Genomic DNA, 21,729 nt, shown 5'->3' with positions numbered 1-21,729 from the left:
CGCTTCGGGGGGCGTACCGGGAGGAAACCGGACGGGTCGGGCGGAGGACGGCCCTCCCGACCCGCCCGGTCTCAGGCCTCCAGCGGGGCGGAGGGGCGCTGGGAGAGGTCCGGGCGCTCGCTCTTCTCGGCCTTCTCCGGGACGACGAAGCGGTAGCCGACGTTGCGCACGGTGCCGATCAGCTGCTCGTTCTCGACACCGAGCTTGGCGCGCAGCCGCCGGACGTGGACGTCCACCGTCCGGGTGCCGCCGAAGTAGTCGTAGCCCCAGACCTCCTGCAGCAGCTGGGCCCGGGTGAAGACCCGGCCGGGGTGCTGCGCGAGGTACTTGAGCAGCTCGAACTCCTTGAAGGTGAGGTCGAGCGCCCGGCCCTTGAGCTTCGCGGAGTAGGTGGCCTCGTCGACCGAGAGGTCGCCGTTGCGGATCTCCATGGGGCTGTCGTCGACGGCGACCTGGAGGCGGCCGAGCGCGAGCCGCAGCCGGGCCTCGACCTCGGCCGGCCCGGCGGTGTCCAGCAGGACGTCGTCGATGCCCCACTCGGCGGTCACGGCGGCCAGGCCGCCCTCGGTGACCACCAGGATCAGCGGGCAGCCGATGCCGGTGGAGCGGAGCAGCTGGCACAGGCTGCGGATCTGCGGCAGGTCGCGCCGCCCGTCGACCAGGATGACGTCCGCACTGGGGGTGTCCATCAGGGCCGATCCCTCGGCGGGTGCGACCCGGACGTTGTGCAGCAGCAGGCCGAGGGCCGGCAGTACTTCGGCGGACGGCTGGAGCGCGTTGGTGAGGAGGAGGAGAGAACTCATACCCGGTGGTCCCCTTTCCGGGTCGTCGCGGTCGCGTTCCGGCTGCCGCCGCAGCCGGGGGACGCAGGTGCTGAGGGGAGGGGGAGGACGCCCGGGCGGCTTCGGGGGAGCGCGCGGCGCACCGGGGGTCCCGCAACCCCTGGCGCACCGTTCCTGCCCTGGTCATCCCGCGAACCCTCCGGTCTGGTCCGGTCCCGGGTGGCGGCCCGGCGCCGGGTGGCGACACCCCGCCGGGCCGGCACGTCCTTGTGCCGCGAGAGGCGGGGCGGTTCCTGCGGTGCGCCGGGGGTGGGCCGACGAATCGCACGAACGTCCGTACTGGCGTCCTGAAAGCACAAAAGGACCCGGGGGCGACTCTGCCCGGATCCCTCTTGGTGCACGAGAATAGCCGACCGTCCTCCGCGCCGGGAGTGCGCGAATCCGGCGGTTCGCCCAATCCGGGCGTGCGCCGGGTGAGCCTGGACACAGCTTCGGGCGCCGCCCCGGGCTCGTCCGGCCAGGGCGATTGCCGCTCGGACCGGCGGACACGCCATCATGGACGCACATCGGCGGCGCCGCCCGGGTCCATCGTTCGGGTGGTCGGGCGGAAACTCCGGTGGCGAGCCGGACCGGGCCACCGGGGCCGGGCGAGGACGAACGGAAGGGGTGCCCGATGGGCGCGACCACCGAGCCCGCGAGCGGCGCCCGGGCGCGCGGGACGATCCGCTACTGGGCGGCGGCGAAGTCCGAGGCCGGGCTGGCCGAGGAGCCGTACGAGGCGGCGACCCTGGCGGAGGCGCTGGCCGCGGCCAAGGAGCGGCACGCCGACCGGCCGAAGCTCGTCCAGCTGCTCGGGCACTGCTCGTACCTGGTCGACGGCGCGCAGGTGGGCGGCCGGGACCACGCGGCCGTGGCCCTGACCGAGGGCGGGACGGTCGAGGTTCTCCCGCCGTTCGCGGGAGGCTGAGCGGCGTGACGGACATGAACGACCCGAATCACGGCGGCGGCTACGGCAACTGGCCGCAGCAGCCCCAGCAGCCCTATCCGCATCCGCATTCGCATTCGCAGCAGCCCCAGCAACACGCGCCGCAGCACCCGTACGGCTATCCGGTGGACGACGAGGCGGCGACCACGCTGCTGCCGCCGGTCCCGGCCTTCGACGACGCGGCCGCGACCACCCTGCTGCCGCCGGTGCCCGCGTTCGACGACGCGGCCGCGACCACGCTGCTCCCGCCCGTCCCGCCGCTGGACGACGCGGCGGCCACCACTCTGCTGCCGCCGGTGCGGGTCTCCGGCGCGATGCCGGTCGCCCCGCCGCAGCACCTCGGGCAGCCGCCGGTGCAGCAGCGTCCGGTTCAGCCGCAGCAGCCCTCCAGGGCGCGGCACGCGGCCCCGGCGCCGCAGCCCGCCGCGCAGCAGGCCGCCCCCGCCGCACCGCCCGTCGCCGGGATGCCCGGCACGCCCCTGGCGGGGTTGCCCGACGCCGGAGCGGGCTTCGACCCGCCGACCATGACGCTCAAGCGCCCGGGCGCCCCCGCTGCCCCGCCGTACGGCTCCCTCCCGGCGCAGCCGACTCCGCTCGCCGCACCGGTCGGCACGCCGCCCGGCCGGACCGGTTCCCCGATCATCGACCCGGGCCTGCAGCCCGCCCTGATCACCGCCGGGGTGGCCGCGCTGCTGGCGGGCGGCGCCGCGCTGGGGCAGGTGGCGCTGGCCCTGGTGGTTGCGCTGCTGCAGCTGCTGACGGCGGCCGGCTGGTTCCGGCTGAACGGCATGTGGCCGGCCCGTCAGGGCATCCTGCTCGCCGCGCTGGCCGGGCTCACCGCGGACGTGGCCGTGCTGCTGGCGGACTCCAGCGGCGACGCGGCGGCCGTGGTGGGCACCCTGGGCGGGTTCTTCCTGCTGGTCCTGGTGCTGCAGACGTTCCGCCCGTCGGACCCGAAGGAGCGGTTCTACGCGCTGACCGTGCTGGGCTCGGCCACCGTGGTGACAGCGCTGTGCACCGCGCTGCTGTTGGCGGACTGGGTGCCGGCCGGGGTCGGCGCGGTGGCGCTGGCCACCCTGCTGGCGGCGGCTCCGCTGCCCGGCCCGAAGCAGCTGGGCCCGGTGCTGGGCCTGGTGGCGGCGGTGCTGCTGGGATTCCTGGCGGGCGCGCCGGTGGCTCTGGGGGCGCTCGCCGGGCTGGGTGCGCTGATCGGCCGCCGGGTCGCGGCGTACGACTTCCCGTCCCGCTTCGTGCACATGACGGCGGGCGTGGCGCTGCCGCTGGCGGTGGCCGCGCCGCTGATCTGGATGGCCACCGACCTGCTGGCCGGCTGAGCCGGTTTCGTCACGACCGCGTCCCGCCCCGGAACCACCTTCCGGGGCGGGACGTCGTACGGTCGTGCGGGAGGAGCCGCGTCCGGACGGCTCCGGGAGTTGACGACGACGGCGACCGGCGACGACGGGGGACACGATGCGCGGATGGCTGAAGGCGACGATCGGCCTGGCGGTGCTCGCCGGCCTGCTGGTGGGCGCGGACCGGATCGCGGTCGGTGTGGCCGAGGACGAGGCCGCGGACCGGCTGGTGAAGAGCGGCCAGATGAGCCAGCGGCCGGACGTCACGATCGAGGGCTTCCCGTTCCTGACGCAGGCGGTCTCGAAGAAGCTGGACGACGTCCGGATCTCCTCGGACGGCCTGACCGTCCGGAACAACGGCCAGCAGGTGGCGCTGCACTCCTTCAAGGCGAAGCTCTCGGGCGTCGATGTGAGCGACAGCCTGAACAGCGCCACGGTGGACAGCAGCACCGGCAGCGGTGTGATCACCTACCAGGACCTCGCCCAGCTGCTGCCCCCGGCCTCCCAGCTGCTGGGCGGAGCCCCGCTGCCGGGCGGCGCCAACTCCCGGCTGAGCCTGTCGTACGGCGGTCCGGGCAAGGTCAAGGCCTCGCTGGGACCGGTCTCGGTCGGTGAGGCCACCGTGCACAACCAGGGCAACACCGTCACCGTGGACGGCCTCAAACTGAGTTCGCTGGCCGAGATGTTCGCCGGGCTCGCCAACCGGAAGGTCGAGCCGGCCGCCTTCACCCTGGACTCGATGCCGGCCGGGCTGAAGCTGGCCGCGAAGGACGGCGTGACGCCGCTGCCGGAGGGCCTGCAGCTGTCCTTCGAGGGCAAGGACGTCAAGCTGCTGGGCTGACCCGGGCCCGCCCGCCGTCGGCCTGCCTTCCTCCCCTCCCCTCCCCCCGCTCCTCTTCCTCCGTTCCGCTCCGCGAGACGCGCTGTCCAGTGCGGCACGCGGAGCGGTGTCGTTTCCGCCCGTTGTGCCCCTCTGCCGGGCATCCGGCCCGCGCCCGCCGGAACGCACCAAGGCTGAATCCCAGCATTCGGCTGTTTCGATCTCGGCATTCGATACGCTGATGACAGCAGGCCTTCGGTGTCCCTAGCATCGTCGGCATGAAGCGACAGACGGATCTCACGAAGCGGCGGGCGGTCGACCTGTGCCGCGTGGCCGCCTGTCTGTGTCGAATGCGCTAAGTCGGCATCCTGGCAGGGCAGTTGACGCCCGCCGCCGATCTCTCCGGTGACCTCGCCCGGCCCTTCGGGCCGATGGCCGCCGCCGTACCCCGCACTTCCCCGCCCGGTCGCCCCGGCTCGCTCCTCCATCCCGTCATTCGGACAGGATTTCGGACGGGAATTCGGGCCGCACCCGTTCGGGCACCCCTGCAGCACCTGCTGAGCAGCACCTTCCGCCAACCGCCCTCGGATGGAGAACCACCATGAGCCGCAGCGACGTCCTGGTCGACGCCGACTGGGTCCAGGCCCACCTGGACGACCCGAAGGTCGTCATCGTCGAGGTCGACGAGGACACCTCCGCGTACGACAAGAACCACATCCGCAACGCCGTCCGGATCGACTGGAAGCAGGACCTCCAGGACCCGGTCCGCCGCGACTTCATCGACCAGGCCGGCTTCGAGGCGCTGCTCAGCGCCAAGGGCATCGCCAACGACGACACCGTCGTCCTCTACGGCGGCAACAACAACTGGTTCGCCTCCTACGCCTACTGGTACTTCAAGCTGTACGGCCACGGCGACGTCCGCCTGCTGGACGGCGGCCGCAAGAAGTGGGAGCTGGACTCCCGCGACCTGGTCGCCGAGGTCCCGGCCCGCCCGGCCACCGAGTACAAGGCGCAGGCCGCCGACTCCTCGATCCGCGCCTTCCGCGACGACGTGGTCGCCGCCATCGGCAACCTCAACCTGGTCGACGTCCGCTCGCCCGACGAGTTCTCCGGCAAGCTGCTCGCCCCGGCGCACCTCCCGCAGGAGCAGTCGCAGCGCCCCGGCCACGTGCCGAGCGCCCGCAACATCCCGTGGGCCAAGAACGCCAACGACGACGGCACCTTCAAGAGCGACGAGGAGCTCAAGGCGCTGTACGAGGCCGAGGGCATCGACCTGGCGAAGGACACCATCGCCTACTGCCGCATCGGCGAGCGCTCCGCGCTCACCTGGTTCGTGCTGCACGAGCTGCTCGGCCAGCAGAACGTCAAGAACTACGACGGTTCGTGGACCGAGTACGGCAGCCTGGTCGGCGTGCCGATCGAGCTCGGCAACTGAGCCCCCGGCTCGACCCGTAAGTCAGAAGGGAATACCAGACATGTGCGGTGCGAAGGCCGGCGGCCCGGACCTGGCAGGAGTTGACGTGGCGAACGAGACGATCATCCAGGGTTCGGTGACCCGCGACGGTGAGCCGGTCAACGGCTACGTCCGGCTGCTGGACGAGAACAACGAGTTCACGGCCGAGGTGCCCACCTCGGCGACCGGCCAGTTCCGGTTCTTCGCCCGCCCGGGCAAGTGGACCCTGCGGGCGCTCGTGCCGGGCCAGACCGTGGACCGTCAGGTGGTGGCCTCCCAGGGCACCGCCGTCGAGGTCGCGATCGCGGTCTGACCGGAACGGACGATCACACCGAGGGCCCCTGCCGCGCAGGGGCCCTCGGCCGTACCGTGGAAGACGTGCAGACGAGGCGCCGGCGGCGCTACTACTACGCCATGATGGGCGTGTGCCTGGGCCTGTTCGTCCTGGCCTGGGGCGTGGTGCGGTTCTTCTCGGTCGGCGCGGCGATCGGGATGTGCGTGGTCGCGATGGTGATCCCGCCCGCCGCGGCGGTGTTCGCCAACAAGCGGGACCCGGAGGACGACTGGTGGAACGATCCGCGCTGGGACGACCCGAAGTGGGACGACCCCGGTCACGACCGGGACCGCCCCGACCACGAGCCGCGCGACAAGCCCCGGTAGCCGGGCCGGACCGGTTCGGGACCGGGGCTGAACGGAGCCGGGACCGGTCCTAGTAGACGAGCGCCTGGACGCCGTCCGCCGTGATCTCGCTGACGAAGACCTGCGCGCCCGCGATCCGGACGCCCTCGACGGTGTCCTTCTGCTCGATCCCGCGCCGGGCCGCGCACTGGGTGCACAGCGTCACCGAGCCGGCCGCCAGGATCGACTCCAGCAGGTCGGGCAGCGGTGCGGCGTGCGGCAGCTCGAACTCCGCCGCCCTCCCCGGCAGGGCGAACCAGGAGGACTCCCCGGTCAGCCAGAGCGAGACCTCGATCCCGCTGGCGACGGCCACGGCCGCCACCGTGAAGGCCTGCGAGCACCGCTCCGGCGCGTCCGCCCCGGCGGTGACCTTGATGACGAGCTTCTTCGACATGGCGCCACCTTAGAGGGCGCGCGACCCCCGGCCGAGGTCATCCCGGAATCCCTTGGGGAAACCTTGGGCGGCAGCCGGGGGCGGGGGCACGAGAGCCGACGTGGTGGGGCTCACCGCGACCGGCCGGACCACGGCGGATAGAGTGAGCCCGCAAAATCCACCACAACTGTCGCCGCCTGGGAGCCCCCCGTGTCCGGTCTGGAAATGTTCTTCGACGGTCTGCTGGCCCTCATGGCCGTGCTGATCACCTGGTTCGCCATCTTCTCGGTGATGAAGCTGTACCAGGGCCAGCGCTGACCCTGCCGTACGGTTGAGGCAGACCGCACCGACCACGACAGCGACCAGGAACATGATCGAGATCCCTTCTGACCTCCACAAGGACGTCGTCCCGCTCGCCTTCCTCCTCGGCACCTGGGAGGGCGCGGGCGTCTACGACTTCCCGGGCACGGAGAAGTGCAACTTCGGCCAGGAGATCGTGATCCGGCACGACGGCCGCCCCTTCCTCGAGTTCCGCTCCCGCACCTGGGTGCTGAACGAGGAGGGCGAGAAGGTCCGTCCGCTGGAGAACGAGCACGCGTTCTGGCGCATCACCAGCAACCACGACGGCACCACGGGCGCGCGCGGGATCGAGATCTCCTCCGTCCGTGACGACGGCACGGTCGAGATCTGGTACGGCGAGCTGGCCGACGGCAAGCCGCAGGTCGACGTGTCCACCGACGCGGTGGCCCGGATCGAGGGCTCCCCGGAGTACTCCGGCGGCAAGCGGCTGTACGGCTTCGTCAACGGCGAACTGCTCTGGGTCGGCGAGAAGGCCGCCCCGAACGTGCCGCTGCGCCCGTACATGTCCGCCCAGCTGAAGAAGGTGCTCAGCCCGGCGCAGCTGATCAAGGACATCAACGACCTGCCGGACGACGGCATCGCCTTCTTCAAGTAGGGCTCGGCTCAAGCAGGCACAGCTCGAGCAAGGTCCGTGCACGAGGTAGGGACCGGCCCCCGGCCGGTCCCTACACTTGCTTCAGGACCCCCGACCTTGGCAGGGACAGAACCCGTGGCGGACACCGGCACCACCGACTGGCAACTCTCCGGCGACTGGAAGGCCGACCTGCGCGAGCGCGGCTACCGTCTCACGCCGCAGCGGCAGCTCGTGCTGGAGGCCGTGGACGTGCTCGACCACGCCACCCCCGACGACATCCTCTGCCACGTCCGCAAGACCGCCAGCGGCATCAACATCTCCACGGTCTACCGGACCCTGGAGCTGCTGGAGGAACTGGGCCTGGTTTCGCACGCCCACCTCGGCCACGGCGCCCCGACGTACCACCTGGCCGGCCGGCACCACCACCTGCACCTGGTCTGCCGGGACTGCGAGAAGGTCACCGAGACCGGCACCGAGATCGCCCAGCCGCTGATCGACCGGCTGCGCGAGGAGCACGGTTTCGACACCGACCTCAAGCACTTCGCCATCTTCGGCCGCTGCGCCGACTGCACGGCGAAGCAGGAGGACGGCCGGTCGTAAGCTGGCCGGTATGACCGGTGTGAAGAGTCCGCTGCTTGCCCTGCCCGGAGCCGTCCCCGCCGAGGGGGCCGACGAGGGCGTCGCCGCCCACTACGGCGACATCTTCCGCGAGCAACGGAACCTGTCGCAGGGCACCGGCTTCGTCGACCTCTCGCACCGCGGCGTGGTCACCGTCACCGGCGCGGACCGCCTCTCCTGGCTGCACCTGCTGCTCACCCAGCACGTGAGCCAGCTGGAGCCGCAGCACGCCACCGAGGCGCTGGTGCTCTCCCCGAACGGGCACGTCGAGCACGCCCTCTACCTGGTCGACGACGGGACCACCACCTGGGCCCACGTCGAGCCGGGCACCCAGGGCGCGCTGGTGGCCTACCTGGAGAGCATGAAGTTCTTCTACCGGGTGGAGGTCGCCGACGCGACCGCCGACTACGCCGTGGTCCACCTGCCGGCCGGCTCCACCGGCTCGGTCGACGGTGCCGCCGCCGTCCGCGAACTCCCTTACGGGCGCGACCTGTTCGTGCCGCGCGCCGGTCTGGAGGGGGTCACCGCCGGGTTCGGCCCGGCGGCCGGGGTCTGGGCGTACGAGGCGCTGCGGATCGAGGGCCACCGCCCCCGGCTCGGCTTCGAGACCGACCACCGGACCATCCCACACGAGGTGGACTGGCTGAGCACCGCCGTCCACCTGCAGAAGGGCTGCTACCGGGGCCAGGAGACCGTCGCCCGGGTGCACAACCTGGGCCGCCCACCGCGCCGGCTGGTCTTCCTCCACCTGGACGGCACCGAGGAGACGCTGCCCCCGCACGGCACCGAGGTGCGGCTGGCCTCCGACCCGGACGGGCGCTCGCTGGGCTTCGTGACCTCCTCGGCCCGGCACCACGAGCTGGGGCCGATCGCGCTGGCGATCGTCAAGCGGAACGTCCCGGTCGACGCGGTGCTGCTGGCCGGCACGGTTCCGGGCACCCAGGACGTGATCGTCCCGCAGTAGCGCCTGCGGGCCCCGGGACCGGGGCCCCGGTCCCGGGCCCCGGGCCCCGGGCCTCAGACCTCGACGAGGACGGTGAACGGGCCGTCGTTCACCAGTGCCACCTGCATGTCGGCGCCGAACCGGCCCGTCTCCACCTTGGCGCCGAGCGCCCGCAGTTGGGCGACCACCTCGTCCACCAGCGGCTCGGCGACCGGCCCGGGGGCGGCCGCGGTCCAGGTGGGGCGGCGGCCCTTGCGGGCGTCGCCGTAGAGGGTGAACTGGCTGATCACCAGCAGCGGCCCGCCGATGTCGGAGCAACTCTGCTCCACGCCCTCGTCGTTGACCGGCAGGATCCGCAGCGTCCAGAGCTTGCGGGCCAGTTGGGCCGCCTTGGCCGGGGTGTCCTCATGGGTCACACCGACCAGGACGCACAGCCCGGGCCCCTCGATCGCGCCGACGGTCTCTCCGGCCACGGTCACCCGGGCCTCGGTCACTCGCTGCACCACTGCTCGCATGCCGCCATTGTGCCGGAGCGCCGTACGGCCCGGAGAGGGCTCCGGGTGATCGGCACGGGACGGCCCGGGCTCGGGGCGCCCAACGAGGACGCGTGAGGAGGGCGCGTAATGAGGAGCGCGGGCGAGGGACGCGTACGGGGGCGCACACGATGGGCGCGCAAACTGGTGGTGCACGCCGTGCGGCGCGCGCCTGCGCAGGTTCGAGCGCTGCTCTTCCTGCGGAAAGTCCCGGTCATATCAGCCACCCCCGTTCGCCAGGGGGCCGTTCGGGTGCACGGGCGGTGCGCGCGCGCCGGGTGGGGTGGCACGCTGGGGAACCGTACGAAGGGCTCGGCGCGCCTGAAGGTCCGCCGCACCGGGCCGGGGTTCGGCCGGGCGGTCGAGCCGGTAGGTCAGGCGTTCTGTCGGGGGTCGCCCTGGTGGGTGGTCCCGGCCGGGGAGCGGAACCCTTCGGGGGCCCCGGGCGTGCCAACGGACGGGACGCGCGAGCCCGTCGGGGGACGGGCCGGGCCGGCGGCAGGGACGGGCTGCCGCGAGCGGGCGGGATCGGACGACGGCAGGTGGGCTGGATGATGGACGCGAGCGGCGCGGCGTGGAACCGATCCGGGCAGGTGGCGCAGGCCCCCGGGGCCCCGTCCTGGGCGGCCGGCCCGGACGGCGAGCCCGACCTGGAGCGGCTGGACCTGGAGCAGCTGCGGATCCTGCGCCGGGAGACCATGGAGCAGGAGGCCGACCTGTCCTACCTGCGGCGGCTGCTGCACGGGCGGATGGACATCCTGCGGGCCGAGCTCGACCGGCGTCCCGGCGGCGGCACCGCCCACCGCGCCCGGTCGGGCGGCTACGGCAGCGGCGCCCCGGCGGTCGGCGGGGAGCCCGGCGGCGACCTGCTGGACCTGCTGCCGGCCATCCTGACCGACGCGCCCTCCACCGTGCGGCGCTCGGCCCGGCACGTCACCCTCGGCCCGCCGCGCACTCAGGAGTCCCAGCTGGAGGCGGACGCGCTGATGGGCGACGTCCAGCTCGCCGACCTCGCCGCCCACCCCGCCGAGGAGCTGCTGGCCGCCCTGGAGCGGCTGCGCGCCCATGAGCGGGAGGTGTCCGGACGGCGCCAGCGGCTGCTGCGCACGGCCGACAGTTGCAATGCCGAGATCACCCGCAGGTACCGTGATGGGGAAGCACGGGTCGAGGACCTGCTCTCGGAGAGGCCGCTCTGACCGGGTGAGTCGTCGGGGGCGGTCGGGTCCGGCTTCCTCCCGGCCCACCCCCGCCCCCGGAAGGCACCCCGATGTCCCAGCCCGCCACCCCGCCCGTGCTCGCCGAGGTCATACGCTCGGGCTTCACCGAGGGCCGTCACCACGGCTCCCTGGTCCTGCTCGCCGCCGACGGCTCGGTGGAGTTCGTGCTCGGCGACCCCGACGCGCCGGTCTTCCCCCGCTCGACGGCCAAGCCGTTCCAGGCGGTGGCCACGCTGCGGGCCGGGCTGGCCATCGAGGGCGAGCTGCTGGCGCTGGCGGCCTCCAGCCACTCTGCCGAATCGTTTCACCTCGACGGCGTCCGGGCCATCCTCGGCTCCGCCGGCCTCGACGAGTCGGCCCTGCGCACCCCGGCCGACCTGCCGCTGGACGAGACCGAGGCGGAGCTCCTGCTCGCCGCCGGCGGACGGCGCGCCCCGATCCTGATGGACTGCTCCGGCAAGCACGCCGGCTGGCTGGCTGCCTGCGTCGCCAACGGGTGGGACACCGGCAGCTACCTCGACCCGGCTCACCCGATCCAGGAGCTGGCTCGCGAGGCCCTCGCGGAGGGGACCGGCGAGACCCCCGTGCACACCGGTGTGGACGGCTGCGGCGCCCCGCTGCTGGCCGTCACCCTGACCGGCCTGGCCCGCGGCTACCGCAGCCTTGTGCTGGCCGCCGAGGGCACCGCGCAGCGCCGGATCGCCGACGCCATGCGCGCCCACCCCGAGTACGTGGCCGGCACCCGCCGGGCCGACACCTGGCTGATGCGGGCCGTCCCGGGCGCGCTGTCCAAGATGGGCGCCGAGGCCGTCCAGGTGGTCGCGCTGCCGGACGGGCGGGCGCTCGCCTTCAAGATCGACGACGGCGCGGAGCGGGCCCGCGGCCCGGTGCTGGCGGCCGCGCTGCGCCGGCTCGGCGTGACCGGCGCGGACGACACCGTCGAGCGGATCGGCGCGGCCCCGCTGCTCGGCGGCGGCGCCCCGGTCGGCGAGGTCCGGGCGGCCTTCTAGCGCGCCCCGACAGCGCCGGGGCCCCTGCGGACCCCGTCCGGGGTGCGGGCGGCCCCGGGGCGGTGCACGGTGGACCGGGGGCCGTCGCACAGCTGAGGGAGTCCGCCATGACCGACCACGTGTACCGGGTGACCGAGATCGTCGGGTCCTCGACCGAGAGCGTCGACGCCGCGATCCGCAACGGGGTGGAACGGGCCTCCCGGACGCTGCGCAACCTCGACTGGTTCGAGGTCTCGCAGGTCCGGGGCCACCTGGAGGACGGCCGGATCAAGCACTACCAGGTGTGCATCAAGGTCGGCTTCCGGCTGGAGGACTGACCGGCTCCCGGAGACGGCAGAGGCCGGGGTCCACGGACGAATCCGCGGACCCCGGCCCCAGGAGAATCTGTCCCGACCTACCTCGAACTGCTCCGAACGGACCAGGAGCGAACGAGATCGGAACGACGGCTCAGTGGCCGCCCTGCTCCGCGAGGCGCTTGATCGAAGCGGTGACCTCGGCCTCGGCCTCGGCGCGGCCGACCCAGTTGGCGCCCTCGACGGACTTGCCCGGCTCCAGGTCCTTGTAGACCTCGAAGAAGTGCTGGATCTCCAGGCGGTCGAACTCCGACACGTGGTGGATGTCGCGCAGGTGCTCCCAGCGCGGGTCGGTCGCCGGGACGCACAGCAGCTTGTCGTCGCCGCCGGCCTCGTCGGTCATGTGGAACATGCCGATGGCGCGGCACTTGATGAGGCAGCCCGGGAAGGTCGGCTCGTCCAGGATGACCAGGGCGTCCAGCGGGTCGCCGTCCTCGCCGAGCGTGCCCTCGACGTAGCCGTAGTCGGCCGGGTAGCGGGTCGAGGTGAAGAGCATCCGGTCGAGCCGCAGACGGCCGGTCTCGTGGTCGACCTCGTACTTGTTACGAGAGCCCTTCGGGATTTCGATAAGGACGTCGAACTCCAACGGTTCCTCCAAGGTAGGGACTGACAGAATCCAAGTGTCTCCTACGGGAGTGAGTGCTCGGGAAAGGGGCCGGTCGGTGGGAGCAGGGGGAGGGGCGGTGCGCCGTCGCAGGGGGACGGCCGCCGGACTGATCGGGGCGGCCCTGCTGGCCGCCGGAACGGCACTGGGAGCGGGCGGCGCGTACGCGCAGCCGATCCCGACCCCGGGCGGGAGCGGGTCGCCCGCCGCGCCCTCGGGGCCCGCGACGGGCGCCGTGCTGGCGGCCGCCGGGACGGGCCCGGAGGCCGCCGTCCCGACCGCGAAGGGCCTCCAGCAGGCACTCGGCCCCTACGTCTCCGACAGGAACCTGGGCACCGTGAGCGTCGCCGTCGCGGACGCCGCCGACGGCCAGGTCCTCTACGGCTCGGGGGAGAACGTCCCCGGCACCCCCGCCTCCACCACCAAGCTGGCCACCTCGGTCGCGGCCCTGTCGCTGATCCCCGGCGACACCCGGCTCACCACCAGGGTGGTCCGCGGCGCGGACCCGGGCACCGTCACCCTGGTCGGCGGCGGCGACCCGACGCTCACCGCGCTGCCTGCCGACCAGGTGCAGATCGGCGGCCGGCCCGCCGACGCCGACACCGCCCCGGCCTCGCTGGAGGCGCTCGCCCGGCAGACCGCGGCCGCGCTCAAGGCGGCCGGCACCACCAGGGTCAAGCTGGACTACGACCTGTCGCTGTACACGGGCAGCCCGCAGCACAGGACGAACCCCGACAACTACAACATCGCCCTGGTCGTCCCGCTGATGGTGGACGAGGCCAAGGTCGACCCCAAGAGCCGTGAGGAGGCGCCGGAACGGTTCGCCGACCCGGCCGACGCGGCCGCCACGACCTTCGCCACGATGCTCGCCGCCCAGGGCGTCACCGTCGACGGCAAGGCCGGACCGGCCGCCGCCCCGGCCGCCGCCGACGCCCCCGTCCTCGGCAAGGTCGACTCGCCGACGGTCGCCCGACTGGTCGAGCGCCTGCTGACCGACTCCGACAACCAGCTCGCCGAGGCGATCGCCCGTCAGGTCGCCATCGCCGCCCACCAGCCGGCCGGCTTCGAGGGCGCGGCGGCCGCCGTCACCCAGCAGCTGACCCGGCTCGGTGTGCCGATGACCGGGGTGGTCCTCAACGACGGCAGCGGCCTGCACAAGGGCAACCAGATCCCGCCCGCCGCCCTGGTCCGGATCCTCGCCCTGGCCGCCTCCGACCAGCACCCCGCCCTGCGTCCGGTCCTCACCGGCCTTCCGGTGGCCGGCTTCACCGGCACCCTCGGCAAGCGCTACGGCTCCGGATCCGGCGCCGCCGACGCGGCCGGCCTGGTCCGCGCCAAGACCGGCACCCTCAGCGGCGTCAACACCCTCGCCGGCACCGTCGTCGACGCCGACGGCCGGCTGCTCACCTTCGCCGTCATGTCCCGCACCGCCGACACCGTCCCCGCCGACACCGTCCGCGCCGCCCTGGACCGCATCGCCGCCCACCTCGCCTCCTGCGGCTGCCACTGAGCCGCCGCACCGTCGCCAGCCGCCCTGCCCGGCAAGCCAGTTGCCCCGGGTCCGGGTGCGCGGGCCGACTGAGGCGCCCTCGTCCCCGGCGCGCTGCGGGGCCCTCCCGGAGGCCCGGCGGCCACGGGACCGGTGACCCCCGACGCCCCAAGGCGTGTCCGACCATTCCCGCCGGGCGCGAGACGCTCCCCGGCCTTCGGCCGGGAGATGCCGCCACCCGCATGGACTCCCCGGGGCGGCGGGGCCCGCGTGATCCGTTGCGCACCCGGTGGCCTCTGCCGGGCGGGGTGGGTGTTCCGGGCCCGCGCAGGCGGTGTCCGGCGCGCTTTCGACGCCGCCGTCGGCGGCGGGTTCGAGGGGCCCCGGGGCGGGCAGGGGTGTTCGTGGCGGGTGGCTGCCGTTGACGGTGGGGAGCACGTACGGTGAGGGCATGACGAGCGCGAGTGGCGGGGCTGACATGGTCGACTGGAATCTCGCGGTCGCAACGGCGACCAGGCTGGTGCGGCCGGGGCCGGAGGTGAGCCGGGCGGAGGCGGCGGCGGTGGTCGCCGAGCTGCGCCGGCACGCGCTGGAGGCCGAGGAGCACGTGCGGGCGTTCACCGGGATGCGGTCGAGCAGTCTGGCCGCGGCCACCGCGACGCCGGTACTGGTGGTGGACCGTCCGGGGTGGGTGCGGGCGAACGTGGCCGGCTTCCGTACGGTCGTCCAGCCGCTGGTGGAGAAGCTGCAGGCGCGACGGGCGAACAGCGCGGCCGCGGGTGTGTTCGGCGCCGTGGGGGAGAAGGCGACCGGGATCGAGGTCGGGGCGCTGCTGGCGTTCCTGGCGACCAAGGTGCTGGGCCAGTACGAGACCTTCGCCCCGGCCGAGCCCTCGCTGGAGGCGCCGGACAGCCCGGCGGCGCTGTTCGACAAGCCGCGGCTGGGCCCGGAGGGCCCGGGGCCGGGCCGGCTGCTGCTGGTGGCGCCGAACATCGTGCACGTCGAGCGCGAGCTGGACGTCGACCCGTCGGACTTCCGGCTCTGGGTCTGCCTGCACGAGGAGACCCACCGGACGCAGTTCACCGCGGTGCCGTGGCTGCGCGACCACATCCAGTCCGAGGTGCAGTCCTTCCTGGCCGAGACGGACGTCGACCCGGGCGCGCTGCTGGAGCGGCTGCGCGACGCGGCGGGTTCGCTGGGGGCGGGGCTGCCGGGGGCGGGCAACCGGGAGGGCCGGGAGAGCCCGTCGCCGGGGAACCTGCTGGAGCTCGTCCAGTCGCCCGCGCAGCGCGAGATCCTCGGTCGGCTGACGGCGGTGATGTCGCTGCTGGAGGGTCACGCGGACGTGGTGATGGACGGCGTCGGCCCGGCCGTGGTGCCGACGGTCGCGGAGATCCGGGAGAAGTTCCAGCAGCGCCGCGACCGCGGGGCGAACCGGCTTGACCTGGTGCTGCGCCGGCTGCTGGGCATGGACGCCAAGCTGCGGCAGTACCAGGACGGCGCGGTGTTCGTGCGGGCCGTGGTGGAGCAGGTCGGCATGGAGGGGTTCAACCGGGTGTGGACGTCCCCCAACACCCTGCCGACCAAGGACGAGATCCACGACCCGGCCGCCTGGGTCGCCCGGGTCGGGCGCTGACGCAGCCCCGGGGCGCGGGCCGCTCCGGGGCGGCCGCGGCCGGGCGATCCCGGCGCACAGCGGGGGCCGTCGCCGGTCGGGGGCGGGCAAACCCGCTCGTACGAGTGGTCCAATCAGGCAGTTGGTGGATGAAGATACGTTTCTCCATTCACCCGAACGTGGGACGGTGGTCGTACCGGTGGCGCGGGTGGCGTAGCGGGTCGCCACTTTCTGCCACCATCTGTGAGCGCCCGGTAACGCGGCGCTCATGCAGGTGCGCGGTTCCGGCCGCCCGCCGCAGTCCTGTCCCCTCCGTCGAGGAGTCGTCCGCCGTGGGCCCTCACCCCGCTGTCGCCGCGATACGCCTGGCCGTTCGCCGTACGCTCACCGACCTCGCCGCCGAGGCCGGTACCACCTTCACCGCGCCCGTGCGCGAGCCCCGCCAGCGCCCGGCCGAAGCGCCGCTGGTGGCTGCCGCCGTCGGCACCACCCTGATCGGCAACGCCGCCCGCCACCCCTCCGGGCTTCCCCGCACCCCGGCCGCCCCCGGCTCGCCGCTCGTCCTGGTCGCCGTCAGCGGCGGCGCGGACTCGATGGCGCTGGCCGTCGCCGCCGCCTTCGAGGCCCCCAAGATCGGCCTGCGGGTCGGCGCCGTCACCGTCGACCACGGCCTGCAGCCCGGTTCCGCCGACCGCGCGGCGCAGGTGGCCGAGCGGCTGCGCTCGCTGGGCCTGGACCCGGTCGAGGCCGTCCCGGTGCTGGTCGGCCGCGCCGGCGGCCCGGAGGCCGCCGCCCGGGACGCCCGCTACGCCGCGCTGGACGAGGCCGCCGAGCGCCATGGCGCGATCGCGGTCCTGCTCGGTCACACCCGGGACGACCAGGCCGAGACCGTGCTGCTGGGCCTGGCCCGCGGCTCCGGCTCGCGTTCGCTGGCCGGGATGCCGGCCCAGAAGGGGCGCTACCGGCGCCCGCTGCTGGAGCTGGACCGGGCGGCCACCCGGCAGGCCTGTTCCGCCCAGGCGATCCCGGTCTGGGACGACCCCCACAACTGTGATCCCGCCTACACCCGCTCCCGGGTCCGCCACGAGGTGCTGCCGGTGCTGGAGAAGCACCTGGGCGGCGGTGTGGTGGAGGCGCTGGCCCGTACCGCCCGGCTGTTCCGCGACGACGCCGACGCCCTGGACCAGTGGGCGTCCCTGGCCGAACGCGACCTCCGTACCGGCGAGGGCACCCTGGACGCCGTGAAGCTGGCCGAACTGCCGCCCGCCGTACGGCGCCGGGTGCTGCGCCGGGCCGCGCTGCGCGCGGGCTGTCCGGCCGGCGACCTGTTCGCCCGTCACCTGGAGACGGTGGACCTGCTGGTCACCGGATGGCGCGGCCAGGGGCCGCTGCACCTACCCGGGGGCGTCGAGGCCACCCGTAGGTGTGGCACGCTGGTCTTTCGGCGGCAGGGCGACTGAGGGCGAGGCACGTCCCGGGGGAGCCGGCCGCCGGCCACACAGACCCCGAACGTTTGAGGACGTATCCCCGGTGGACCAGAACGACATGGGCGCTGACCTCGCGAAGGTGCTCATCAGCAAGGACGAGATCGACGCCAAGCTCCTGGAGCTGGCCGAGCGCATCGACCGGGACTACGCAGGCAAGGACCTGCTGATCGTCGGCGTCCTCAAGGGGGCCGTGATGGTCATGGCCGACCTCGCCCGGGCCCTGCACTCGCAGGTCACCATGGACTGGATGGCCGTCTCCTCGTACGGCATGGGCACCAAGTCCTCCGGTGTGGTGCGGATCCTGAAGGACCTGGACACCGACATCGCCGGCCGGGACGTCCTGATCGTCGAGGACATCATCGACTCGGGTCTGACGCTGTCCTGGCTGCTGGGCAACCTGGGCTCGCGCGGCCCGGCCTCGCTCGAGGTCTGCACCCTGCTCCGCAAGCCGGACGCGGCCAAGGTCGAGATCGACGTGAAGTACGTCGGCTTCGACATTCCGAACGAGTTCGTGGTGGGCTACGGGCTGGACTATGCGGAGAAGCTGCGTAACCTCCCCTTCATCGGCACCCTCGCCCCGCACGTCTACGGCGGCTGAGGGCCCCGTTCGGGCGATGGGCGGGAACAGTAGGTTGTTCCCGCCCGTTGCACCGGGGGACAAAGAACCACAGCCGTGTCGCCGCGCTCCCGCCGTGGGTGGGTGCGACTGCGGTACGGTCCAATAAACCGCTCTTCACATGAGCACCAATCGGATGCGCCGCGGCCCACAAGCCAGCCGGCGCCGTTGAGTGGCAGGAGGGACGGGGCGGCAACGCCCCGCATGGATGGACGTCAAGCGATACTTCCGTGCGCCGATCATGTGGATCGTGCTGGCCGTCCTCGCCGTCATCGTACTGATGCAGGTCGTTTCGGACTCGAACGGCTACAAGACGGTGGACACCGGTCAGGTCGTCGCAGCGATCGACGCGCACAACGTCAAGTCGGCGCAGATCACCACCGGTGACTCGAACACGATCAAGATCCAGCTGAAGGACGGCGCCACGCTGTCCCCCGCCGGCACGGGCAAGGCCCCGTCCGGCACCAAGTTCCAGGCCTCGTACATCGGTGACCAGGGCGTCGCGATCGCCGACAAGCTGCAGTCACAGATGAACGACCGGAGCAGCGCCCTCACCGAGGGCTACACCGTCAGCCCCGAGAAGCAGAGCACCTTCGTCAGCCTGCTGCTGTCGATGCTGCCGATCGTCATCATCGTGCTGGTCTTCCTGTTCCTGATGAACCAGATGCAGGGCGGCGGCTCGCGGGTCATGCAGTTCGGCAAGTCGAAGGCCAAGCTGCTCACCAAGGACACCCCGAAGACCACCTTCGCCGACGTCGCGGGCGCCGACGAGGCGGTCGAGGAGCTCCACGAGATCAAGGAGTTCCTGCAGGAGCCGGCCAAGTTCCAGGCCGTCGGCGCCAAGATCCCCAAGGGCGTGCTGCTCTACGGCCCGCCCGGTACCGGCAAGACCCTGCTGGCGCGTGCCGTCGCGGGCGAGGCCGGGGTGCCGTTCTACTCCATCTCCGGGTCCGACTTCGTCGAGATGTTCGTCGGTGTCGGTGCCAGCCGCGTCCGCGACCTGTTCGAGCAGGCCAAGGCCAACGCCCCGGCGATCGTCTTCGTCGACGAGATCGATGCCGTCGGCCGGCACCGCGGTGCGGGCCTCGGCGGCGGCCACGACGAGCGCGAGCAGACCCTCAACCAGCTGCTGGTCGAGATGGACGGCTTCGACGTCAAGGGCGGCGTGATCCTGATCGCCGCGACCAACCGCCCCGACATCCTGGACCCGGCGCTGCTGCGCCCGGGCCGCTTCGACCGCCAGATCGCGGTGGAGCGCCCCGACCTCCAGGGCCGTCTGGACATCCTCAAGGTGCACCAGAAGGGCAAGCCGATCGCGCCCGACGTCGACATGTCGGCCGTCGCCAAGCGCACCCCCGGCTTCACCGGCGCCGACCTGTCGAACGTGCTCAACGAGGCCGCGCTGCTGACCGCCCGCTCGGACAAGAAGCTGATCGACAACGGCATCCTGGACGAGGCGATCGACCGCGTCGTGGCCGGTCCGCAGAAGCGCACGCGGATCATGTCCGACAAGGAGAAGAAGATCACCGCGTACCACGAGGGCGGTCACGCCCTGGTCGCGGCGGCCTGCCAGTACAGCGACCCGGTGCACAAGATCACGATCCTGTCCCGCGGTCGGGCCCTCGGCTACACCATGGTGCTGCCGGACGAGGACAAGTACTCCACCACCCGCAACGAGATGCTCGACCAGCTGGCCTACATGCTGGGCGGCCGCGCGGCGGAGGAGCTGGTCTTCCACGACCCGACCACCGGCGCCTCGAACGACATCGAGAAGGCCACCGCCACGGCGCGGGCCATGGTCACCCAGTACGGCATGACCGAGCGCCTCGGTGCGATCAAGTTCGGCTCCGACAACTCCGAGCCGTTCCTGGGCCGTGAGATGGGCCACCAGCGCGACTACTCGGAAGAGGTCGCCGGGCTGGTCGACGAAGAGGTCAAGAAGCTCATCGAGAGCGCGCACAACGAGGCCTGGGAGATCCTGGTCGAGAACCGCGACGTGCTCGACAACCTGGTCCTGGAGCTCCTGGAGAAGGAGACCCTGAACAAGGAGCAGATCGCCGAGATCTTCGCCCCGGTCGTCAAGCGCCCGGCCCGGCCGGCCTGGACGGGCTCCGCCCGTCGCACGCCGTCCACCCGGCCGCCGGTGCAGTCGCCGAAGGAGCTGGCGCTCACCAACGGCGCCGCCGCCTCCGACACCGCTCCGGTGGACATCGTGAAGCTCCCGCCGCTGCCGGCCGCCGAGCCGCCGACCGAGGGCTGATCCGGGCTCCCGCAGGGGACCCAGGAGGGAATGGTTGCCGCGTCACCAGGGTTTGTACCCTGGAGGCGCGGCATCCGTGCTGTTCAGCCAGAGTCTTCCCCCAAGTAAGCGAGGCCCGCATGATCGACCCGGTGACGCTCGACGGTCCGCCCGCCGTCGGGACCTTCGACCAGAAGCGGGCCGAGAACGCCATCCGCGAGCTGCTGCTCGCCGTCGGGGAGGACCCGGACCGCGAGGGACTGCTGGAGACCCCGGCCCGGGTCGCGCGGGCGTACAAGGAGATATTCGCGGGCCTGTGGCAGGTGCCCGAGGACGTCCTGACCACGACCTTCGACCTCGGCCACGACGAGATGGTGCTGGTCAAGGACATCGAGCTGACCTCGGTCTGCGAGCACCACCTGGTGCCGTTCCGCGGTGTGGCGCACGTCGGGTACATCCCGTCCACCAGCGGCAAGATCACCGGACTGTCCAAGCTCGCCCGGCTGGTCGACGTCTACGCCCGCCGCCCGCAGGTCCAGGAGCGGCTGACCAGTCAGGTGGCCGACGCGCTGATGCGGATCCTGGAGCCGCGCGGGGCGATCGTCGTGGTCGAGTGCGAGCACATGTGCATGTCGATGCGCGGCATCCGCAAGCCCGGCGCCAAGACCATCACCTCCTGCGTGCGCGGCCAGCTGCGCGACCCGGCCACCCGGGCCGAGGCGATGAGCCTCATCATCGGCCGCTAGCCGGAGCGGGGCCGGACGGCAGGACTCAGGGCACCTCGTGCTCCGCGTGCGGCGGAGCCGGGGTGCCCAGTGCGTTGCGGCGCTCCGGCATCCGGAGCGTGACCATCCGGCGCCAGCCGAAGGCCCGGTCGTACAGGTAGAGGGCGTGCACCCCGAGGGTGACCAGGGCCAGCTGCCGGCGCGACCAGCCCAGGATCCGCGCCATCCGGGCGGCGACCGCGAGCCCGACGTCCCGGTGGGTGCGGATCTCGCCGCGGGCGCTGGTCTCCAGGGCGTGCCGGATGTACGGGCCGTGGCCCTCGGCGGTCAGCCGCAGCAGCTCCTCGTGGCAGTACGCGAGGTGGTTGTCCTCGTCGGCGGAGATCATCCGCATCGCCCGGCCGAGTTCCGGGGTGTCCCCGTACACCTTGACCAGCTGGCGCATCTGCTCGGCGGCGCGCTGTTCGGTGACCCGGCTGTGCGCGAGGTAGGTGATGATCTCCCGGACGCTCAGCGGGGCGTCGCCGTTCAGCCGCTCGTGGGAGAGGCCGATGCCCTTGCGCTCCAGCAGCATGCAGTAGTCGGCCTCGTCCGGGACGGGCACCTTGGGCAGGCCGCGCTTGTTCAGCAGCTGGGTGAAGATCCGGCCGTGCTTGCGCTCGTCCGCGCCGTGCCGGGCGATCTTCGGCGCGAGCACCGGGTCCCGGGTGAGGGCGCTGATCCGCTCGTTCTCCCAGCCGCCCTGGTCCTCACCACCGGCCGCGATGCTGCAGAACAGCTGGTACGCCTGGTCGTTCCGGTAGATCTCGTCGAAGAGCGATCGGGTGCTCAGCACGGCGCCTCCTGCGCGGATCCGGGGCGGCGCCCGCCGGGGGGGGCGGACGGGCGGTCGCGATACGTCCC

Annotated in this window: 24 protein-coding genes; 19 read left to right on the top strand and 5 right to left on the bottom strand. The window is 72.9% G+C overall.

Features of this window, described 5'->3' with window-relative positions:
- Window positions 1-71: 71 nt before the first annotated feature.
- A complete protein-coding gene (locus tag BOQ63_RS21760) occupies window positions 72-803 on the bottom strand; it encodes a response regulator transcription factor (RefSeq protein WP_030288998.1) in 732 nt (243 codons plus the stop codon).
- A gap of 652 nt (window positions 804-1,455) precedes the next feature.
- Here BOQ63_RS21760 and BOQ63_RS21755 point away from each other — a divergent pair.
- From BOQ63_RS21755 to BOQ63_RS21725, 7 genes are all read left to right on the top strand, one after another.
- Entirely contained in the window at window positions 1,456-1,749 is a 294-nt protein-coding gene (locus BOQ63_RS21755) for a MoaD/ThiS family protein (protein WP_046387136.1), read from the top strand.
- A 5-nt stretch (window positions 1,750-1,754) separates the two neighbouring features.
- Window positions 1,755-3,101 carry a hypothetical protein gene (locus BOQ63_RS21750; RefSeq protein WP_454130275.1) on the top strand — a complete coding sequence of 449 codons (1,347 nt, stop codon included), beginning with the start codon at window positions 1,755-1,757 and terminating at the stop codon, window positions 3,099-3,101.
- A gap of 136 nt (window positions 3,102-3,237) precedes the next feature.
- Window positions 3,238-3,960 carry an LmeA family phospholipid-binding protein gene (locus BOQ63_RS21745; RefSeq protein WP_030555384.1) on the top strand — a complete coding sequence of 241 codons (723 nt, stop codon included), beginning with the start codon at window positions 3,238-3,240 and terminating at the stop codon, window positions 3,958-3,960.
- Window positions 3,961-4,217: 257 nt separating this feature from the next.
- On the top strand, window positions 4,218-4,298 hold the full coding sequence (locus BOQ63_RS21740; RefSeq protein ID WP_350517234.1) for an Ms5788A family Cys-rich leader peptide: 81 nt from the start codon (window positions 4,218-4,220) through the stop codon (window positions 4,296-4,298).
- Window positions 4,299-4,540: 242 nt separating this feature from the next.
- Window positions 4,541-5,374 carry a sulfurtransferase gene (locus BOQ63_RS21735; RefSeq protein WP_030288992.1) on the top strand — a complete coding sequence of 278 codons (834 nt, stop codon included), beginning with the start codon at window positions 4,541-4,543 and terminating at the stop codon, window positions 5,372-5,374.
- A 40-nt stretch (window positions 5,375-5,414) separates the two neighbouring features.
- A complete protein-coding gene (locus BOQ63_RS21730; protein WP_030288989.1) occupies window positions 5,415-5,705 on the top strand; it encodes a DUF1416 domain-containing protein in 291 nt (96 codons plus the stop codon).
- A gap of 65 nt (window positions 5,706-5,770) precedes the next feature.
- Window positions 5,771-6,052: a DUF3099 domain-containing protein gene (locus tag BOQ63_RS21725; protein ID WP_072654816.1), complete on the top strand. Its 282-nt coding sequence runs from the start codon at window positions 5,771-5,773 to the stop codon at window positions 6,050-6,052.
- Between the two features lie 49 nt (window positions 6,053-6,101).
- Here BOQ63_RS21725 and BOQ63_RS21720 read toward each other — a convergent pair whose 3' ends face one another.
- On the bottom strand, window positions 6,102-6,464 hold the full coding sequence (locus BOQ63_RS21720) for a DsrE family protein (protein WP_030288986.1): 363 nt from the start codon (window positions 6,462-6,464) through the stop codon (window positions 6,102-6,104).
- Between the two features lie 349 nt (window positions 6,465-6,813).
- On the opposite strand from BOQ63_RS21720, the gene BOQ63_RS21715 reads away from it, so the two are divergent.
- The 3 genes from BOQ63_RS21715 (at window position 6,814) to ygfZ (ending at window position 8,959) form a co-directional block, all read left to right on the top strand.
- Complete coding sequence (locus BOQ63_RS21715) at window positions 6,814-7,398, top strand: heme-binding beta-barrel domain-containing protein (protein WP_030288985.1); 585 nt, start codon at window positions 6,814-6,816, stop codon at window positions 7,396-7,398.
- Between the two features lie 114 nt (window positions 7,399-7,512).
- Entirely contained in the window at window positions 7,513-7,977 is a 465-nt protein-coding gene (locus BOQ63_RS21710; protein WP_030288982.1) for a Fur family transcriptional regulator, read from the top strand.
- 19 nt (window positions 7,978-7,996) lie between these two features.
- On the top strand, window positions 7,997-8,959 hold the full coding sequence (gene ygfZ / locus BOQ63_RS21705; RefSeq protein WP_030288979.1) for a CAF17-like 4Fe-4S cluster assembly/insertion protein YgfZ: 963 nt from the start codon (window positions 7,997-7,999) through the stop codon (window positions 8,957-8,959).
- Window positions 8,960-9,012: 53 nt separating this feature from the next.
- Here ygfZ and dtd read toward each other — a convergent pair whose 3' ends face one another.
- Window positions 9,013-9,453: a D-aminoacyl-tRNA deacylase gene (gene dtd, locus BOQ63_RS21700; RefSeq protein WP_030288976.1), complete on the bottom strand. Its 441-nt coding sequence runs from the start codon at window positions 9,451-9,453 to the stop codon at window positions 9,013-9,015.
- Window positions 9,454-10,022: 569 nt separating this feature from the next.
- Here dtd and BOQ63_RS21695 point away from each other — a divergent pair.
- From BOQ63_RS21695 to BOQ63_RS21685, 3 genes are all read left to right on the top strand, one after another.
- The gene (locus BOQ63_RS21695) at window positions 10,023-10,667 is read left to right on the top strand and encodes an RsiG family protein (RefSeq protein WP_223886002.1); all 645 of its coding nucleotides are present in this window, start codon (window positions 10,023-10,025) and stop codon (window positions 10,665-10,667) included.
- Window positions 10,668-10,738: 71 nt separating this feature from the next.
- Window positions 10,739-11,698, top strand: a complete 960-nt coding sequence (locus tag BOQ63_RS21690) for an asparaginase (RefSeq protein ID WP_030555379.1) — start codon at window positions 10,739-10,741, stop codon at window positions 11,696-11,698.
- A gap of 107 nt (window positions 11,699-11,805) precedes the next feature.
- Window positions 11,806-12,015 carry a dodecin gene (locus tag BOQ63_RS21685; RefSeq protein WP_030288965.1) on the top strand — a complete coding sequence of 70 codons (210 nt, stop codon included), beginning with the start codon at window positions 11,806-11,808 and terminating at the stop codon, window positions 12,013-12,015.
- 130 nt (window positions 12,016-12,145) lie between these two features.
- On the opposite strand, the gene BOQ63_RS21680 is transcribed toward BOQ63_RS21685, so the two are convergent.
- Entirely contained in the window at window positions 12,146-12,637 is a 492-nt protein-coding gene (locus BOQ63_RS21680) for an inorganic diphosphatase (RefSeq protein WP_030059594.1), read from the bottom strand.
- Window positions 12,638-12,734: 97 nt separating this feature from the next.
- On the opposite strand from BOQ63_RS21680, the gene dacB reads away from it, so the two are divergent.
- The 6 genes from dacB (at window position 12,735) to folE (ending at window position 20,847) form a co-directional block, all read left to right on the top strand.
- On the top strand, window positions 12,735-14,165 hold the full coding sequence (gene dacB / locus BOQ63_RS21675) for a D-alanyl-D-alanine carboxypeptidase/D-alanyl-D-alanine endopeptidase (protein WP_030598468.1): 1,431 nt from the start codon (window positions 12,735-12,737) through the stop codon (window positions 14,163-14,165).
- Window positions 14,166-14,595: 430 nt separating this feature from the next.
- The gene (locus BOQ63_RS21670) at window positions 14,596-15,780 is read left to right on the top strand and encodes a zinc-dependent metalloprotease (RefSeq protein ID WP_030288960.1); all 1,185 of its coding nucleotides are present in this window, start codon (window positions 14,596-14,598) and stop codon (window positions 15,778-15,780) included.
- 311 nt (window positions 15,781-16,091) lie between these two features.
- Window positions 16,092-17,219, top strand: a complete 1,128-nt coding sequence (gene tilS / locus BOQ63_RS21665) for a tRNA lysidine(34) synthetase TilS (RefSeq protein ID WP_030288958.1) — start codon at window positions 16,092-16,094, stop codon at window positions 17,217-17,219.
- 70 nt (window positions 17,220-17,289) lie between these two features.
- On the top strand, window positions 17,290-17,844 hold the full coding sequence (hpt, locus tag BOQ63_RS21660; RefSeq protein WP_030059589.1) for a hypoxanthine phosphoribosyltransferase: 555 nt from the start codon (window positions 17,290-17,292) through the stop codon (window positions 17,842-17,844).
- A 226-nt stretch (window positions 17,845-18,070) separates the two neighbouring features.
- Entirely contained in the window at window positions 18,071-20,122 is a 2,052-nt protein-coding gene (gene ftsH, locus BOQ63_RS21655; RefSeq protein WP_030288956.1) for an ATP-dependent zinc metalloprotease FtsH, read from the top strand.
- 119 nt (window positions 20,123-20,241) lie between these two features.
- The gene (gene folE, locus BOQ63_RS21650) at window positions 20,242-20,847 is read left to right on the top strand and encodes a GTP cyclohydrolase I FolE (protein WP_030288954.1); all 606 of its coding nucleotides are present in this window, start codon (window positions 20,242-20,244) and stop codon (window positions 20,845-20,847) included.
- 25 nt (window positions 20,848-20,872) lie between these two features.
- Here folE and BOQ63_RS21645 read toward each other — a convergent pair whose 3' ends face one another.
- Entirely contained in the window at window positions 20,873-21,661 is a 789-nt protein-coding gene (locus BOQ63_RS21645; RefSeq protein WP_030288951.1) for a ferritin-like domain-containing protein, read from the bottom strand.
- Window positions 21,662-21,729 lie beyond the last annotated feature (68 nt).

Source organism: Streptomyces viridifaciens (assembly GCF_001888885.2).
In the GTDB taxonomy this organism is placed as follows: Bacteria; Actinomycetota; Actinomycetes; order Streptomycetales; family Streptomycetaceae; genus Kitasatospora; species Kitasatospora aureofaciens.
The sequence above is the reverse complement of the archived record's forward strand: the minus strand, read 5'-3'. Positions and strand labels throughout refer to the sequence as shown.